Genomic DNA, 15,946 nt, shown 5'->3' on the forward strand with positions numbered 1-15,946 from the left:
CGTGTCGGAAGACTCATCGACAGCAGTCGGCAGCGACAGAGCCGATCCAGAGAGCGAGATCGTCCTCGAACTCCCGGACGCGCTCCGACCCGCCCTCAAGGAGCCGTTCGGGCCCGTCCATACGGACCCGGAGGCAGTGCTCGCGGTTGCCGGCGAACCGCTGATCGCCGTCGGCGACATTGTCACCTATCACCTTCTGGAGGCGGGGCGACGACCGGACGTCGCCTTCGTCGACGAACGGACCGAGCGTAGCGCGGTCGAGGACGGTATCAGACAAACCGTCGTCGGTGATGGGGGGCCGTGGTTCGATCAGCGCATCGACGTGGCCAATCCTTCGGCGACGCTGACTACGTCGTTGCTAGAGGCCCTCGTCGAAGCCCTCGCGGCCGAGGATGCGACGACAGTGGTGATCGTCTACGGCGAGGAGGATCTGGCGACTCTCCCCGCGATCCTGGCCGCGCCCGAGGGCGCGAGCGTCGTCTACGGACAACCCGGCGAGGGGATGGTCCACGTCGACGTGGGGGACGGGGTCCGCGGGCGTACAGCCGAACTGTTCGACCGGATGGACGGCGATCCGGGACGGGCGCGTGAACTGCTCGGGATCCCGGACTGAATCGTGCAGGCGCCCGTCTCCGTCTCACAGCGATCGTGACGTCATTTTCTCCGGGCGATCGTGACGTCATCTCTTCAGGGTCGACGTTGTCCCGGCTCACCGGCGTTTTCCGTCCGAGATCGGTCACGGAGTGCCCATGGAGAGTCGCTGACTCCCTACGCCGTAGAGCGATGATTTAATACGCGAACCGGGAGAACGATCGGGGGATGTTGGAGCTGGAGCACGGGTTCCGGGTCGTCGACGTGCACACGCGATTGACTCCTGATGCCGACCGACAGTCGGGAGACGTCCCGGGGACTCCGGAGCGGCTCGAGCGGGAGATGCACCAGGCCGGGATCGTCCGATCGCTCGTCTATCCGGCCGGTCGAGAAGAGAGTTATCTGAAGGCCAACAACGCCATCGCCCGCATGAGCGTCGGCCGACCGTTGGTGGCGCTGGCACGTATCAACGGGCCGCTGGATCCGGGTGACGACGCCGGGACGCGGTTGCGCAATCTCACCGCGAGCCGCGCGGACGAACACACTGGCCCCGAGGAAGTCAAACAGTACGCCTACGACGATCGTTTCGAGGGGTTCAAACTTCACCCCGGACGGGATGGTCTCCCTGATGAGGCGGTGTTCGAGGCCCTCGAATCGGTCGGATTGCCAGTGCTCGTCCACGGTGGTGACGCGTTCCCCCCGGAGGCCATCGAGGAGACGATCCTCGAGTACGACTTCCCCACGATCGTTGCCCACTTCGGCGGCTACCCGCTTGCCCGCGACCGGATGGAGACAGCTATCAATCTGCTGGAGACCCACGACCAGTGTTACCTCGACACGAGCTTCGTCAGGTTCCGCCAGCCCCTAGAGCAGGCGCTCCGCGAACACCCGGATCGCGTACTCTTCGGGAGCGGTGCCCCTACCACGCACCCGAACGTGGCGATCATGGAGATCCTGACCCTGGACGTACCGGAAGACGCGATGCGACGGGTGTTCACCAAGAATCCTGCACGGGTGATCGACGCGCTAGCGCCGTGAGGCCTCCCCTCGCCGCGTTCAGTTCTCGAACACCGAGACTGCACGGTCCCGACGGCTCGATCGGCCGCGCGGGTTCCGTCGCTGGCTCCGGTCGCGTGCCCGGGCCGTGAGACCATCCTTGAGTCCCCGCACGACCCCGCCGATCACCTGCCGGCCGGTGTCCAGCCAGACTGATGCCTGTCGCTCGCCGTTGAACACCTCACCGAGTGCGTCGGTCCCATCGCTGACGGCGTTCCGGTAGACGCGACCGATCACCGCCGGCCGGAGGCCGTAGTTCTTCGCGAGGCGGTAAGCGAGCGACCGGTACTTCCAGCCCCAGTCTCGTTCGGTGCTCCCACCGTCGGCACCGACTACGCGTTCGACCGCCATCTCCGGTTGCCAGCTGACGCTGCGCTCTATGCCGGCAACACGGTGAGAGAAGTCCCGCGCCCCGCCGATATCGAGGTACTCGTCGAACCCGTCGAGGTCGTCGATCACCTTCCGCGTCACCCCCAGATTTCCGGGGTTGACGTACGTCACTGTTCGCCCGGCGATCGTCCCGCGTTCGACTGGCTCGGTCGTCTTTCCGGCACGGACGGGTCGATGCGTCGGCCCGGTCACGACCGGGGCCTCCCGGAACCCGGCCCGGAGGGCGTCTATCCACTCCGCCGTCAGTGAGAGTCCCTGATTGACGAGCGCAACGGCGTCGCCGCTTGCGTGCTCGATCCCGGCGTTGCGTGCGGCGTTGATCGATCGGTCGGCGATCTCGACGAGAACGTCGACGTCCGTCCGATCGCGGACCATCCCGGTCGTCCCGTCGGTCGAGGGACCGTTGACGACGATCACCTCGACCTCGGGGGCGTTGGCCGCGACGGAATCGAGTGTCCCGGCCAGTTGTTCGCGCCCGTCGAGGGTCGGGACGACCACGGACAACTCCATATCACTACATAGCGCCACGAACGGGTATAAGCGTCGCGGGATTCCGTGATACGTATTTTTAAAATTATAGGTTCGGAATCAAACCTCACACGTCCAGTAGGAGACGGACGCGAATCGGTCCCCCCCTGGAACCCGACCGATGGCCCGGTCGACGCTCCTGAACGCGGCCGCGAGGCCGTCGGGGATAGCCCGGTAGAACCCGTAGGGGACGACGAAGTCTTGGGCGACCTCGACCAGCGTCAGGTCGGCCGCCGACACCAACCGGTCGACCTCCCAGCGGGAGTACAGCCGCGACCCCATCGGGAGCGCCCAGTTGTAGATCGAGCGGGCGCTGAACCGGTTGAACGTATCGAAGAAGACCACGTCTTTTGCGACTCGGTGCATCTCGGCGAGGTAGGACTCCGGCGTGTCTGCCAGGTGGAAAAAGCGCATCGCCAGGACGGCGTCGAAGTGGTCGTCGGGAAACGGCAGTCGACCGGCGTCGCCCCTGAGAAACTGGAGATGATCGTCGACGCCCGCGGCACGGGCCTTCTTGTGACCCTGCTGCAACATTGGCGTCGAGATGTCTAGACCGACGATGTCGGCCCCGCGCTCGGCCAGCATGACTGTGAACCGTCCCGTCCCGCAGGCAATTTCCAAGACGCGCTTGTCTTCGACCGGCCCCAGGGCCTGCAGAACTGCTTCTTTCTCCCGACGATCGATCAGTCGCCCACCCCCGGAGAAGCGCTTGTCCTCGTAGGCCTCGGCTATCTCGTCGGCCTGGTACCACTCCTGTCCCTTCACGTCCCGATGTCACCACGGGGCCACTAAAACGGTATTGGATCGTCGGCTCCAGCGATGTATAAGGACATGCATACGGACCAAGGTATCATATCTACCATATAGCCAAGCTTTACCAATACCGACCGGGTTTTCTCCACGTATGAGCACGACCGTCGAAGACGGATCCAGAACGGAAGTGGTCCTCACGGACGCGGAGTTCCGTGAGCGTCTCCGTGAGCTGCCGCCGAGCGCGAAACTGATCGCCAAGGTCCTAGAGACGGACCAGCCGCTCTCCCAAGGGGAACTCGCCGAGGAGTCCCTGCTACCCGACCGGACTGTCCGGTACGCACTGAACCGCCTGGAGGAGGCCGACCTCGTCTCGTCGCGGTACAGTTTCCGGGACGCTCGCAAGCAGGTCTACTACCGAACCAGCGAGTGAGTACTGCGAGCGGCGTTCAGGAACGGCCCGACGCGTTTTTCCACCCTCGACGGATAGTCGATCCATGGAACTCGAAGCCGAACTAGCCGCTGCGCGCGATCTCGACATGGCGGGCATCGCAGACGCCATCGAGCGGATCGGTTTCGAGTGTACGCGCTGTGGCCACTGTTGTAAGGGGATGGACGAAGAACACACGGCAACTGTCTTTCCCGACGAGATCCGGGCGATCCAGGCTGGGGAAAGGGGCGAGTGGCGTGACGTCGCCCGGCCGATGCCCTATGGGTTGGACGCGGACGGTGAGGGCGAGACGTTCGAGTGGGCGTTGCAAACTGACGACTGTGGCGATTGTTCTTTCTACGACGCCGACGGCGGGGCGTGTTCGATCTACGCGGACCGGCCGCTCATCTGTGAAACGTATCCGTTCAGCATCGCGCTCGGGGACGGCGGGGCCACGAGCGAGCCGATGGGGAGCGTCGTCGACTGCGAGGGGCCTGTTCGCGCTCACGAGTGTGAGGGACTCGGGCGTGCTATCTCACGGGACGAGGCCGAGGAACTGGCGGTCACTCTCAAAGAACGGGCGATCCGTGACCTGAAGGAGGCGATCGCCGTCCGTGAGAACTACGAGCCGGTCGATGTCGAGGGCGTCGTCGTCCACGATTCCGAAGGCCAGAAACGCCCGGACGGGGCGACGCTGGACGCCCACGACTGACGCTCCGTGCGATTCACTCCGGAAATATCTCGTCTTCCCGTTCGATCCCGTCGATTACGTCGTGATCCTCGGGGTCGAGTTCGAGATCGGCGGCTTCGAGATTCGCTCGGAGGTGGACCTCACTGCTGGCTTTCGGGATCGCCACGACGTTGTCCTTGGCCGTGAGCCAGGCGAGACAGATCGCCTCGGGCGTCGCGTCGTGTTTCTCGGCGATCTCGACTATTTCCGGGATGTCGCTGGCACGGCCGTTTGCCAGCGGAGAGTACGCTACGAGGTAGTACTCGTGTTCGCGGGCGTCTTCCAGCGCGGCTTCAGGCTGGTACAGCGGGTGATACTCGACCTGATTGGCGAAGATAGGGGCCTCCAGGTGGTCTCTGGCTCGATCCAGCTGTCGAACGGTGAAGTTCGAGACGCCGACGTGTTCGATGTGTCCGCTGTCTCTGAGTTCGTCGAAAGCCGGCAACGTCTCGGCAGGTTCGTAGTCGCCCCGCGGTCGGTGGACGTACAGCAGATCCACGGATTCCATTCCGAGACGCTTCAGACTCGCCTGCGTCGAGTTGACGACCGCTTCCGGGGCGAGTTTGTCGATCCAGACCTTCGTCGCGACGAACAGATCCTTCCGATCGAGTGAGGAACGCTCGACACCCTGGCCCACGACTCTTTCATTACCGTAGATCTGTGCCGTATCGAGGTGGTCGTATCCGAACTCGATCGCAGTCGTGATTGTCTCGGGATCGTCGATCCCCATGGTGCCCAGACCGATCGGCTGGAGCGTGTCCATACCTCTCATTCCGGCGGATCGGGGCAAAAGTCTACGGGGTCGATCGGAGGGTCCGCGGCGCTTTGGACGTCCGTGATTCGAATTGTCGTCAAGTTCTTTAGGGAGGGCGCCGACGCGGCGAACGGAGGACTGACTGTGGAAATCTCAGAGAAGCTCTTGTGTCTGTTCAGCGCGGAAGTGACGGCCGAGGACGACCGCTACGTCGTCGAGGTGCCCCGCCGCGAGGTCGAGACCGGCTCGATCGAGCCCGGCGACACCTATCGGGTCGCACTCATCTCGGGTGACGCCGGGGAGGTCGAAGAACAACCCTCAACCGAAGGGGCCCCTTCGGAGCCCCAGCCCCCGGTCGAGAACGGCGAGATCCGCTACGTCGAGATCGAGGACATCGGCAAGCAGGGCGACGGTATCGCCCGCGTCGAGCGCGGGTACGTCATCATCGTCCCCGGTGCCGACGTCGGCGACCGCGTCAAGGTCGAGATCACCGAGGTGAAGTCCAATTTCGCCGTCGGCGAGATAATCGAAGAGGACATCTGACCCGGTAGCCGAGTTACCCCGCCGTACCAGGCGCCCCTCCAGGGGAACGGTGAGATCGCGATCGGACCCCTTTCATCCGGAAGAATCGCACTACAGGAGTCGATTAACCGACCGTACCAAACTCCCTTTACCGTTGTCCGAGCAACGGTGAGACATGAGTGTTCGTACGGCCACGGGAGCGGAGACCGAACCACTCTCCGAGAAACAGCGGCGGATCCTCGAGTACCTGCGGGAGAACGCCGACGACCGGACGTACTTCAAGTCCCGACTCATCGGCGACGAACTCGGCCTCTCGGCCAAGGAAGTCGGAACGAACATGACGGCCATCGCCGACGGCGAGTTCGACGTGACTGTCGAAAAGTGGGGGTACTCCTCCTCGACGACATGGATGGTCGATTCCTGATCGAACACTGTCTATCCCGCTTTCGTCCTGCGGTCTTCGTTCAGTGGCCCGTTCCGTTCTCTGTGGCGATCGAGCCCTGGTGAGGCTGCTCGGCCATATCGATCAACTGTAGCGGCCGGTCTCAGCCGTCGTAGCTGACTCGTTCGTCGGCGTCGGCGGCGAATGCGATCGCGTCGGCACCGAAGGAGTCGGCGTAACGGACGACCAGCAGGAGCAGGGTCTCGGGTTCGAGGAGTTCGTATCCGTCCTCGCGCCGGAGCAAATCCGCATCTTCCAGTCGGGCGGCGTGCTTGCTGATCGTCGGTGTCGAGACATCGAGCCTCGTGGCGAGTTCACCGGCCGATGCCGAGGGATCATCCAGCAGACCGATGATCATCCCGCGCGGCGTCTCCCGGCGGAGATAGCCCAGCGCCGTCCGCTCGAACGCGTCGAAGCGGCCGGCCGGGAAGAACCGACGATATTCCCCGTCACGTTCACTTTCGACAGCGTCCTCGGTGAGTAACGTCCGGAGATGATGCTGGGTCTCGCCCGTCCCCAGTTCGAGGTCGTCGCGGATCTTCGAGAAGTGTGCACCCGGCGTCTGGGAGAGGTACCCGGCGATGGCGTCCGGGGCACGGCTGTCGCTGCCGGTGTCTGCGAGGCCGACCAGCGGACTGGCGGCACCGAGCGCGGCGAATCGACGGAGGGTTGCTCGCTTGTTCTCGTCGACGCCCTCGCCATCAGGCATTGATAGATACACGTCAGGCAGTCACAAAACGGCTTCGCTTGATCGGGTCAGGACGACTCGCCGCCGTCGAACTCGTCGTCCATCTCTTCGATCACTTCGTCGGGATCCTTGATGTCGGCCGTTTCCGCGCCGGACTTGACTGCCTCGGCCTGCTCTTCCATCTCTTCGACGTCGACTTCGGCTTCCTGGTCAATCTGTCCCAGAATCTCCTCGATGTCGTCCAGTCCAAGCATCTCACGGGTCTCCGCGTCGAACTCCAGACCCTCGAGCAATTCGCCGTCGGTCCTGGTGTCCGAGCCGGTGAGGTGCTTGCCGTAGCGGCCGACCAGCGACGTCAGTTCCTGGGGCAGGACGAACTTCGTCGACTCGCCCTCGCCGATCGCTTCTAAGGTCTCCATCCCGCGCTCGATGACCGCACGTTCGCCCATCGCCTCGGCAGACTTCGCCCGGAGAACGGTCGAGATGGCATCACCCTGCGCTTCGAGGATCTGGCTCTGCTTCTCACCCTGGGCGCGGATGATATTGGACTGTTTCTCACCCTGGGCCTCCTCGACGGCGGAGCGACGCTCGCCCTGTGCTTCCAGAATCATGGCACGGCGGCGGCGCTCGGCGGAGGTCTGTTGCTCCATTGCCTGCTGGACGTCCTTGCTCGGGTTGACCTCGCGGACCTCGACGCTCTCGACGCGGATGCCCCACTCGTCGGTCGGCTCGTCGAGTTCCTTGCGGATCTTGGCGTTGATCTCCTGGCGCTTGTTCAGCGTGTCGTCCAGTTCCATGTCGCCCAGCACGGCACGGAGAGTCGTCTGGGCAAGGTTCGAGACGGCGCGCTTGTAGTCGTCGACCTCCAGGAACGCCTTCTTGGCGTCCATCACCTTGATGTAGACGACGGCGTCGGCGGTGACCGGCGAGTTGTCACGCGTGATCGCTTCCTGGCGGGGAACGTCCAGGGTCTGTGTCCGCATGTCGAACGTGTACGTCCGGGAGACAAAGGGCGGGACGAAGTTTATCCCCGGCTCGAGGAGTTTGCGGTACTCCCCAAGGACCGTGAGGGCCTTCTTCTCGTATGCGTCCGTGATGACGACCATCTGCCAGACCGTCACCACGGCAATGGCGAGCAGTACGAACGCGACGATGGGGAAAATGTCCCCACCCAGTTGCAGCGGGGTTATCGGAAGCATACGAACCAACTTGGCAGGAACGGAACAAAAGTGTTGGCCCCGGATCCCAGACCGTGAGCGTACGATCGCTCTGGTACCGGCCGTTTCCGGACGAGAAACGGTTCAGGCTGGATCGGTCTCTGTGTCGCGTTCGGACGGTTCGGTCTCGTGGGTCGGTTCCGCGTCCTCCCGGCGCCGGCCACGTTCGAGTTCCTCGTCTATCTCGTCTGACCCCAGAACCGCCATCGACTCGACAGTGAGGACGTTACCGCCGCCGGGATCGACGACGATGATTTCCTCGCCCTCGGGGATCTCGTCGTCGAATGCGCGGGCCTGGTAGTGGGGGTTGAAACCGCCGCTATCGAGTTTGACTTCCCCGTCGGTGTCGGTGACGCGATCGGTGACGCGCCCCGTCTTGCCCTTCAACGAGTCGGAGTCACTGGTTCGCGCCTCGCCTTTCCCACCGTAGAAGTCGAACTGACGGTAGCCATACAGCGTGACCGAGCCCACTGCGAGCACCACTCCGGCCATGATTACGACCGAGAGGACGCCGAGCGACGCCGGGAGTACAAGTCCGACCAGTCCGGCGACAAGCAGCGCGATCCCCAGGACGATGAAGTACGCCCCTGGTGCCAACGCTTCGGCGATGAGTAACAACGCTCCTGCCAGCAACAACAGCAACGACAGTTCCGTGCCGAACACCGACGCCATACACCTGCCTTTGGCCCGAGGTAGGTTAACAGTTCGGGGACCCGGTTGCCATCGATTCCTTTCCCAGGACCTGTCGAGATTTCTCTGTACGTTTGCCGTACCCATCGAGGGTATTGTCTCTCTCACAGATGACGGGTCCTTACTCCGTCTCCTCAGGGAGCGGCGGGTTGACGAACAGCCCGTCTAGGACCAGATACCCACAGACAAGCGATGCTGCGACGACCGCGCCAATCCGCGATCCCACGATCCACCGACCGAGGGCGAAGGTCACGAGGAACGCGACCGGCAATCCGGCCAGGAGCAGGTCCGGACGGGCGACGGAATCAGCCGATCGCCACCGTTCCAAGATATCCATCACGGACGGCTCGAGGAACTCTTCACGGAAAAAAGTAATTAGATATAATTACACCGGGGGTCCTCGACTGGTATTCGCCCTGTCGGTGTGAACTGGCCGTGTCGGCTTTCCTCGATGTCCGGCAAGGGCGTTTCGACGTGGTGTCGGTCGATCGCCGCAGTACCTGCCTGCATGGCGTCCCTTTTGGTGTTGCCCGCTCGATTGGGTGTATGACCAAACGAGTTTGTGTCGTCGGCGCCGGCATCGCCGGGGCGGGAGCGGCGCACGCGCTTGCCGACGCCGACGTGACGGTCTTCGAGATGGACACCGTCGGCGGCCGCATGGCGAGCCACCGTCGGAACGGATGCGTGTTCGACTTCGGCGCGAACTACCTCGAACTCGGGGACGCCGACCTCGAGTCCGTCATCGAGGACGCCGCCGGGGACGTCGCCGTCGAGATCGAACCGCCGATCTGGCAGTTCGACGCGAGCGGCGAGATCACCGAGGGGAAGACGCCACAGAACACCCGCTGGACGACCAGCGACGGCCTCGACGGCATCGTCCGGGCGATGATCGAGAACAGTGGAGCCGACCTGAAGGTCGGTGTCGGCGTCACCCATCTCGAACGCCTCGACGACGGCTGGCTGGTAACTACCGAGGACGGCGAACGCGAGTTCGACGCTGTCGTCCTCGCCGCGCCCGGTGCTTCGGCGTCGGTGCTGTTCGAAACAGCCGAGTGGGACAGTCCCGTCCGGGATGACCTGGCTCGGGCGGCCGACGGGATCCCCTACCGAACGATGGACTCCGTGGCGTTACACTATCCCTTCGAAGTTGACACACCGTTTTTCGGGCTCGTCAGCGAGCAAGGGGTCTACGACGTCGCCTGGATTTCGAACGAGGGGCACAAGCCCGGCCACGTCCCGGATGGCGAGGCGGTCGTGATCGTCCAGTTCGGCCCGAGCTGGGCCGTGACTCACCCCCAGACGTCACCTGCTGCGGCCGCCGAGGCGGCGACGAAACGGGCGGTGGAGCTGCTCGGCGACGACCGGCTGTCCGAGTCGACCTGGTGGGAGTACCAGCGCTGGGGCGACGCTGTCCCCACCCGAGGGATCGACGACTCGCTACTCGATCGGGCCCTCGATGACGACCTCGCGATCGCCGGCGACTGGGTCGAGGGGATCGGCCGAACGCGGGCGGCACTCCGGAGCGGACTCCGGGCCGGTCGCGAACTCCGGTGACCGCGTCCGTAACTATCTTTGTCGCTCCGGGTCCACAGTTCGATCGCCATGTCGGACTTCGAGACCGACACTTGCGAAACGTGTGGCAAGGACTTCAAGGCACATCCGAGTTCGAACGCCGCCGAGACGGGCTACTGTAGCCCAACGTGTGAAAACACCGCCTGAGGTGGTTTCCCCTCCAAGCCGGTCCGGTCGTGTCTCACTCCTCGGGGCGATAGTTCGGTGCCTCGTCGGTGATGACGACGTCGTGGGGATGATTTTCCTGCTGGCCAGCACCGGAGACCCGGACGAACTCCGCGCGCTCCTTGAAGTCAGGGATCGCGTCGGCACCGACGTATCCCATTCCCGATTTCATGCCGCCGACGAGTTGATGGAGTTCGTCCTCGACGGGGCCCTTATAGGGCGTCGCGGCCTCGACACCCTCGGGGACGTATTCCTCGTCGTCCTGCCCTTCTTCGACGTCCTTCAGGTAGCGGTCACCACCGCCGGACTTCATCGCACCGACCGAGCCCATCCCGCGGTATTGCTTGTATTTCTTGCCGTTCATCGTGACGATCCTGCCTGGGGCCTCGTCGGTTCCCGCGAAGTAGGATCCGAGCATGACGGCGTCCGCACCGGCACCGATCGCCTTGATCGCGTCCCCGGAATAGCGGATCCCTCCATCGGCGATGACGGGTACGTCGTGCTCGCCCGCGACGTCCGCGACTTCCGCAGTCGCAGACAACTGTGGCATCCCGGCCCCAGAAACGATCCGGGTCGTACAGATGCTGCCCGGGCCGATGCCGACCTTCAGGCCGTCGGCAAAGTCCACCAGGTCCTCGGCAGCCTCGCGTGTCCCGATGTTGCCCACGACGACATCGGCCTCGACCTGTGACTTGATGTCACGAGCACTCTCGACGACATCGAGGTTGTGGGCGTGTGCACAGTCGATGAACAGCACGTCCGCGCCGGCCTCGTCGGCCGCGACGGCCCGCTCCTCCCCGAAGGGGCCGACAGCGACGCCACACCGAAGGCGGCCGTCCGCGTCGCGGACCGCCTCGTCGTACTCGCGGCGCTGGAGAATCCCCTGCATCGTCACGAGGCCGACGAGGCGATCCCCGTCGTCGACGATCGGAACGCGCTCGATCTTGTGATCGTACATGAGTTCGAGCGCTTCTCGGGGAGTGACGTCCTCACTCGCTGTGATGACCTCGTCGGTCATCGCCTCGCTGACGGCGTCGCTCTCGCCGACTTCGAGGTACGGCCTGATGTCGGTCGCCGAGATGATCCCCAGGACTTCGTCATCCTCGCCGACGACGGGCGCGCCGCTGACTCCACGGCGGTCCATCATCGCGTCGACCTCACGCACAGTCTGATCAGGGGCGGCTGTGACGACGTCACGGATGATCAACTCGTCGGCGCGTTTGACGCGCTCTATCTCGGCGACCATCCGGTCGACGTCCATGTTCCGGTGGATGACACCCAGGCCGCCGTGGCGGGCCATCGCGATCGCCATCTCGCCCCCGGTGACGGTATCCATCGCCGCCGAGAGGACGGGTACGTTTAGCGTGACGTTCTTCGAAACGCGTGTCTCGGTTGTCGCGTCGTCGGGTTCGACACGGCTCTCCTTGGGTCGTAAGAGGACATCGTCGAACGTCAGCGACTCCGGTACTTCCAGTTTTGTCGAGAACGGTCGGTCGGACTTCGCCATGTAAACCGTCCGCCACCTCGGCCCAAAAGCGTTGCGAGTCGTGGCCGATGTCGACCGAGAGTGATCCACCGACCTGGGAGCGACCTCGACTGAGTTTACCCAAAATCACCCATATGACCGCCATCACTGCCGAGTCGTCTACATATCTGTCGTCCCGGTACGAAAATCTATGGGAATGTATCACTTGGGGTCTCCTCTCACGCAATGTTTTTATCCGAATCCATCATTGTTTCACACATGGCTTCCGCCATCCCCATTCGATCGCGGACCGCCCGAAAGCGCTGCGGCGATGTTGCAGGGGCGAATACATTTTCGAAATCGATGGGGACAGCGTTCAATTTCGGGACAGAAAGCAATACAGGCGGCTGGCTTTCCTCCCGAAGCGGACGCGAGGCGGAGCATGCCCACCCCGACAGGCGAGGGCTTCGGGGCGGGTCCCAGCACCCACGGGCCACGGGAGACGGCCGCCCCTAGGTGATGAGTAGCTCAAGACACCCGATCGCGCTGGCCATCGAGCGACGCGTCGGCGGCGACGGTCGGCTACTCGCGACTGTCATGTGCCTGCCGCTGGTCGACGGCGTCTTCCCGGCGCTGATCCTCGCTGGCGCCGTGGGAAGTATCTCGGGCATCTTCGAGGTCGGCCTGCTGGTGTTCGGCGGGAGTGCCACCGTGGCGGTCATTCTCGCCGACATGGACGGCACCCCGCGCGAACAGATCCCGACCGTCCTTGGCGTCGGCGCGATCCTGTTGCCCGTCGCAGCACTCGAGGCCGCCCTCGCGCCGACGATCGCAAGCGTGCTCGATCTCGCGATCTTCGAGCGCTTCGCGGGCCTGGTCATCCTGGCGATCGCTGCCCGGACGGCGAGCGCTCGAATCGGCGATCTCATCCCGCGGCCGGCTATCGTCGTTGGGTTCGGGTTGATCGCCAGTCTCGATCCCTCCGGTGCAGAACTCGCAATCGCGGCCGATCCCGGCCTGATCGTCAACGGGACCGCCGCGGCAGGGGCCGGTGTCGGCTTCGCTCTGCTGATCGCGATTGCTGGGCCGTGGCTCCGGGCCAGTGTCGATATCGATCGCTTCCGGTTCGGCAGTGCCGTCGCACTCGGCGTGTTGGCACTGTCGATCTACGGGTTCGTTCCCTCGGACGCCCCGCTCTCGCTGGCCGTGCTCGCCATGGCTGGCCTGCTGGCGTTCGATCCTGACGGATCGCCCGTTCCCCAATCCGACGAATCCGCTCCGGGCGGGGAAACGGAAGAGTCACTGCCGGATGGCGGCGATCCGTCCAACCCTGGAAACGAAGCCGAGACGGTCGATTCCGGCGTCAGCGACGAGCGTTCCCCGTGGCTGTGAGAGATCGGGACACAGGTCGATAGATTCGCCCGGACGGGAAAGTTTAGAAGTCGCGATACCCAGAGTCGGGTATGGCCGACAATCGCGTCGTGCAAGGGCGGATGGTGACTGCCGTCGCTCTCGCTGAACTCATCGAGAACGGGGACGTGATGGACGCCGAGTCGATCACGGACGCCGATCGGGACTGTCCAGATTGCGGTGGCGACGTTCTGGAAGTGGGGTATATGCCGTCGGTGACCGAATTCGTGACGGGGCTGAAGTGCCAGGACTGTGACTGGCAGGCGACCGACAGGGACTGAATCGAAATCCATTTACCGGGAATCGCCTTACGACGGGTCGCGGGGTCGTGGCCAAGTCCGGCATGGCGACTGACTCCAGAGGCACCGCGCCCGGGACGAAACTCCAGACTGATATACTGAGCGACCGGCTGATCACCGGCCGCCTTGATGACCCTCTGGAGTTCCGAGGCGCACACCGGAGATATCAGTCGATCGGGGGTTCAAATCCCTCCGACCCCATTGGGATTATCACTCTATCTTATCAATGCTGGTACAGCGTGTCATAGAAACATTCATGACAATTTATTGCGATGAAATGTTGGAATTGATATGATCATCGAGGACAGTGCAAGATATAGAGAGTAAGGTCAGCACGTCGCCCATCGTCGATTTCACACCGATCCCGATGAATTAGCTGCTCAGTGTAGTTGCATATGTACTACTGCGCATCTGCAGACCGTTCAAGAGTTTTGACACCGAAATAGATGACTGTCCCTACGAACAGACCTTCTACAGCTACATTGACGATAGGCGGCTCGATGAAAGTCAATTGTACTAATTGAGTGATTGCTGTCCCGATCATCGCAAAAGCCCCAGCAGCGAGCCCGATTCTGAGTTTTTCCATCTCCATTGACACCTGTCTCTGATATATTCTGTTGTGGAGAGAGGAAAATACCTGCCGATGTATTTCCGCTGCTAAGTACATTCTCTGTACTGAGCAATCTGCTCACTCGAAAACTGGTGGTGTCCGGTGCAAGATACGCGCCCTGTACTTGCACACGAGTCTTGACAAGACTTGGATAGGCAGAGTGTGAGATGGTTTCTATGGCACGCTGATACTGGTAAGTAACTACTTAATTCAAATCCGTGGTAATCTGACGTGAGTCAGGTCCTCTAGGCCACGGAGATCCGCAGCACCGAGAAGGTGTTGTCGCCCGCTCGCCGTACGGTAAGAGCGTCCATCGGCCCGATCCCGATAGCGAGGGCCACGGCCGGCCTGCCAGGAGGGTGAGATCGGCCACGCCAAAGAGTACCGCGAGGTCGCGATCGCCGTGGTCGTACCCCACCGCGAACCCTGCTCGAACTCCGCCTGTTTCGGCACTTCCAATCGGGGGGACGCCACATTTCGCGTGGGTCACTGGCCAACCGTCCCCTCCGGATACAGGCCTACCACGTGAGTGCGGTGGTCGCGACGCACGGTGAGACGCCGCTGACGCTGTCGGACGTCCAGGGGTTGCTGCCCAGCGAGTCGACCGAGTGGAGTCTCCAGCGTGGCCTACGGGACGCGAGTGACGCCGGCTCGCTGGAGTGGGACGCCGAAACCCGGGAGTACCGCCAAAGGCCGTAGCGGCCGCGTTGGTCGGCGCTGACTCCCACCCGCACGCGGGGTGGGCAGGTGAGTGACGATCCCTAGCAAGCCCGGCGAGCCGGTCCCGTGGCCGGCCCGCCTGACCGTTCGCGAGCGCTACGCGCTCCCCGCGCCAGCGGCGCTCGAGCTCGCAGCCGGGTTGTGGCTCGGGCTGTGGATGGTCCCTAACGAGGTCCTGGCCGTCCCAACCGAGACGCCGCCCCATGGCGGCGTCAGTACGATCTACCAGCCCGTCCCGGAGATGTGCCGTTCGCGACGGTCGTGCTCCTGGCCGTGGCGACGTGGGCGATTGCGATGGTGAGGTTGCCCGTCGCCAGCCCGTCGCTTGCGTTTACTCGCGGGTGATCGTCGCAATGTCGTCGGGGTGTACGCGAGCGCGAGGCTGTATCACGGTGTGCCAAAACGTGTTGACACGGATCCAGGGGGATGGACTTGCGCCACACGCGAGAGGGCAGTGGTCTCCCGTGCCTCCGAAACCGCCCCGCGAGGGGCGGTGAGTTCCTCCTCGCAGAGAACCGCGGTGCAATGTTTGGGCCAGCATGGGGCATCTGGCCCACGACAGTCGATGGGTCGGAGAGATGTAAATGATGAGGTGTGTTTACAGAATCGGAAGACGGCGTGGCGTTTTCAGTCTGTGATAATTTCGTCTGACGGGCTCTTAACGAATCTGAAAACACCGTTCGGCGGTGAACGATCCGGTTGGATTTTTATAATAACCCGTTGATCGGTCGTTTGGAATGTTCGAGAAAGCGAAGGAGTTCCTCTTCGCGGAGGACCGCGGTGTATCGCCTGTGATCGGTGTCATCCTCATGGTCGCTATTACGGTGATTCTGGCGGCCGTGATCGCGACGTTCGTCATGAATATGGGGCCGTCCGAGCAGACCCAGCCCAGCGTGCAGTGGGAATGGAACAACGAG

General features: G+C 63.3%; 20 protein-coding genes and 1 tRNA gene. 13 read left to right on the forward strand and 8 right to left on the reverse strand.

The window, feature by feature from the left end:
- Nucleotide 1: 1 nt before the first annotated feature.
- Entirely contained in the window at nucleotides 2-613 is a 612-nt protein-coding gene (locus E3374_RS06370; RefSeq protein ID WP_136688230.1) for a GTP-dependent dephospho-CoA kinase family protein, read from the forward strand.
- Between the two features lie 206 nt (nucleotides 614-819).
- The gene (locus E3374_RS06375; RefSeq protein WP_136688231.1) at nucleotides 820-1,629 is read left to right on the forward strand and encodes an amidohydrolase family protein; all 810 of its coding nucleotides are present in this window, start codon (nucleotides 820-822) and stop codon (nucleotides 1,627-1,629) included.
- A gap of 18 nt (nucleotides 1,630-1,647) precedes the next feature.
- Here the strand turns inward: E3374_RS06375 and E3374_RS06380 are convergent, their stop codons facing one another.
- Both E3374_RS06380 and E3374_RS06385 read right to left on the reverse strand, forming a co-directional pair.
- On the reverse strand, nucleotides 1,648-2,547 hold the full coding sequence (locus tag E3374_RS06380; RefSeq protein WP_136688232.1) for a glycosyltransferase family 2 protein: 900 nt from the start codon (nucleotides 2,545-2,547) through the stop codon (nucleotides 1,648-1,650).
- Nucleotides 2,548-2,625: 78 nt separating this feature from the next.
- On the reverse strand, nucleotides 2,626-3,330 hold the full coding sequence (locus tag E3374_RS06385; protein WP_136688233.1) for a class I SAM-dependent methyltransferase: 705 nt from the start codon (nucleotides 3,328-3,330) through the stop codon (nucleotides 2,626-2,628).
- A 139-nt stretch (nucleotides 3,331-3,469) separates the two neighbouring features.
- Here E3374_RS06385 and E3374_RS06390 point away from each other — a divergent pair, with 139 nt between their 5' ends.
- Nucleotides 3,470-3,748, forward strand: coding sequence for a helix-turn-helix domain-containing protein (locus tag E3374_RS06390; RefSeq protein WP_136688234.1), 279 nt, complete (start codon nucleotides 3,470-3,472; stop codon nucleotides 3,746-3,748).
- Nucleotides 3,749-3,812: 64 nt separating this feature from the next.
- Entirely contained in the window at nucleotides 3,813-4,457 is a 645-nt protein-coding gene (locus E3374_RS06395; RefSeq protein ID WP_136688235.1) for a YkgJ family cysteine cluster protein, read from the forward strand.
- Between the two features lie 13 nt (nucleotides 4,458-4,470).
- Here E3374_RS06395 and E3374_RS06400 read toward each other — a convergent pair whose 3' ends face one another.
- Nucleotides 4,471-5,238: an aldo/keto reductase gene (locus E3374_RS06400; protein WP_136688236.1), complete on the reverse strand. Its 768-nt coding sequence runs from the start codon at nucleotides 5,236-5,238 to the stop codon at nucleotides 4,471-4,473.
- Nucleotides 5,239-5,373: 135 nt separating this feature from the next.
- Between E3374_RS06400 and E3374_RS06405 the strand changes: the two genes are divergently transcribed.
- A complete protein-coding gene (locus E3374_RS06405; protein ID WP_136688237.1) occupies nucleotides 5,374-5,772 on the forward strand; it encodes a TRAM domain-containing protein in 399 nt (132 codons plus the stop codon).
- A gap of 154 nt (nucleotides 5,773-5,926) precedes the next feature.
- Nucleotides 5,927-6,175 carry a DUF7123 family protein gene (locus tag E3374_RS06410; RefSeq protein ID WP_136688238.1) on the forward strand — a complete coding sequence of 83 codons (249 nt, stop codon included), beginning with the start codon at nucleotides 5,927-5,929 and terminating at the stop codon, nucleotides 6,173-6,175.
- Nucleotides 6,176-6,296: 121 nt separating this feature from the next.
- On the opposite strand, the gene E3374_RS06415 is transcribed toward E3374_RS06410, so the two are convergent.
- The 4 genes from E3374_RS06415 to E3374_RS06430 all read right to left on the reverse strand — a co-directional run bounded on the left by E3374_RS06415 (nucleotide 6,297) and on the right by E3374_RS06430 (nucleotide 9,125).
- The gene (locus tag E3374_RS06415) at nucleotides 6,297-6,902 is read right to left on the reverse strand and encodes a winged helix-turn-helix transcriptional regulator (RefSeq protein ID WP_136688239.1); all 606 of its coding nucleotides are present in this window, start codon (nucleotides 6,900-6,902) and stop codon (nucleotides 6,297-6,299) included.
- A 47-nt stretch (nucleotides 6,903-6,949) separates the two neighbouring features.
- Nucleotides 6,950-8,080 (reverse strand): SPFH domain-containing protein, encoded by a 1,131-nt coding sequence (locus E3374_RS06420; protein ID WP_136688240.1) that lies wholly within the window; start codon nucleotides 8,078-8,080, stop codon nucleotides 6,950-6,952.
- A gap of 102 nt (nucleotides 8,081-8,182) precedes the next feature.
- Nucleotides 8,183-8,770: an NfeD family protein gene (locus E3374_RS06425; protein ID WP_136688241.1), complete on the reverse strand. Its 588-nt coding sequence runs from the start codon at nucleotides 8,768-8,770 to the stop codon at nucleotides 8,183-8,185.
- A 139-nt stretch (nucleotides 8,771-8,909) separates the two neighbouring features.
- A complete protein-coding gene (locus E3374_RS06430) occupies nucleotides 8,910-9,125 on the reverse strand; it encodes a hypothetical protein (protein ID WP_136688242.1) in 216 nt (71 codons plus the stop codon).
- Between the two features lie 209 nt (nucleotides 9,126-9,334).
- Here E3374_RS06430 and E3374_RS06435 point away from each other — a divergent pair, with 209 nt between their 5' ends.
- On the forward strand, nucleotides 9,335-10,342 hold the full coding sequence (locus E3374_RS06435) for an NAD(P)/FAD-dependent oxidoreductase (protein ID WP_136688243.1): 1,008 nt from the start codon (nucleotides 9,335-9,337) through the stop codon (nucleotides 10,340-10,342).
- Between the two features lie 199 nt (nucleotides 10,343-10,541).
- On the opposite strand, the gene guaB is transcribed toward E3374_RS06435, so the two are convergent.
- Nucleotides 10,542-12,032: an IMP dehydrogenase gene (guaB, locus tag E3374_RS06440; RefSeq protein WP_136688244.1), complete on the reverse strand. Its 1,491-nt coding sequence runs from the start codon at nucleotides 12,030-12,032 to the stop codon at nucleotides 10,542-10,544.
- Nucleotides 12,033-12,509: 477 nt separating this feature from the next.
- On the opposite strand from guaB, the gene E3374_RS17580 reads away from it, so the two are divergent.
- From E3374_RS17580 to E3374_RS06465, 6 genes are all read left to right on the forward strand, one after another.
- A complete protein-coding gene (locus E3374_RS17580; protein ID WP_248299404.1) occupies nucleotides 12,510-13,382 on the forward strand; it encodes a DUF5794 domain-containing protein in 873 nt (290 codons plus the stop codon).
- A gap of 71 nt (nucleotides 13,383-13,453) precedes the next feature.
- On the forward strand, nucleotides 13,454-13,681 hold the full coding sequence (locus E3374_RS06450; protein WP_136688245.1) for a DUF5795 family protein: 228 nt from the start codon (nucleotides 13,454-13,456) through the stop codon (nucleotides 13,679-13,681).
- A 41-nt stretch (nucleotides 13,682-13,722) separates the two neighbouring features.
- Nucleotides 13,723-13,900, forward strand: a tRNA-Trp gene (locus E3374_RS17100).
- A 934-nt stretch (nucleotides 13,901-14,834) separates the two neighbouring features.
- Nucleotides 14,835-15,008, forward strand: coding sequence for a hypothetical protein (locus E3374_RS17105; protein WP_169051788.1), 174 nt, complete (start codon nucleotides 14,835-14,837; stop codon nucleotides 15,006-15,008).
- A gap of 52 nt (nucleotides 15,009-15,060) precedes the next feature.
- The gene (locus tag E3374_RS06460) at nucleotides 15,061-15,330 is read left to right on the forward strand and encodes a hypothetical protein (RefSeq protein WP_136688247.1); all 270 of its coding nucleotides are present in this window, start codon (nucleotides 15,061-15,063) and stop codon (nucleotides 15,328-15,330) included.
- 436 nt (nucleotides 15,331-15,766) lie between these two features.
- Nucleotides 15,767-15,946, forward strand: a 180-nt coding sequence (locus tag E3374_RS06465) for a type IV pilin (protein ID WP_136688313.1), incomplete at its 3' end; no start/stop codon positions are given.

The organism is Halorhabdus amylolytica, from assembly GCF_004944975.1.
GTDB classification, from domain to species: domain Archaea; phylum Halobacteriota; class Halobacteria; order Halobacteriales; family Haloarculaceae; genus Halorhabdus; species Halorhabdus amylolytica.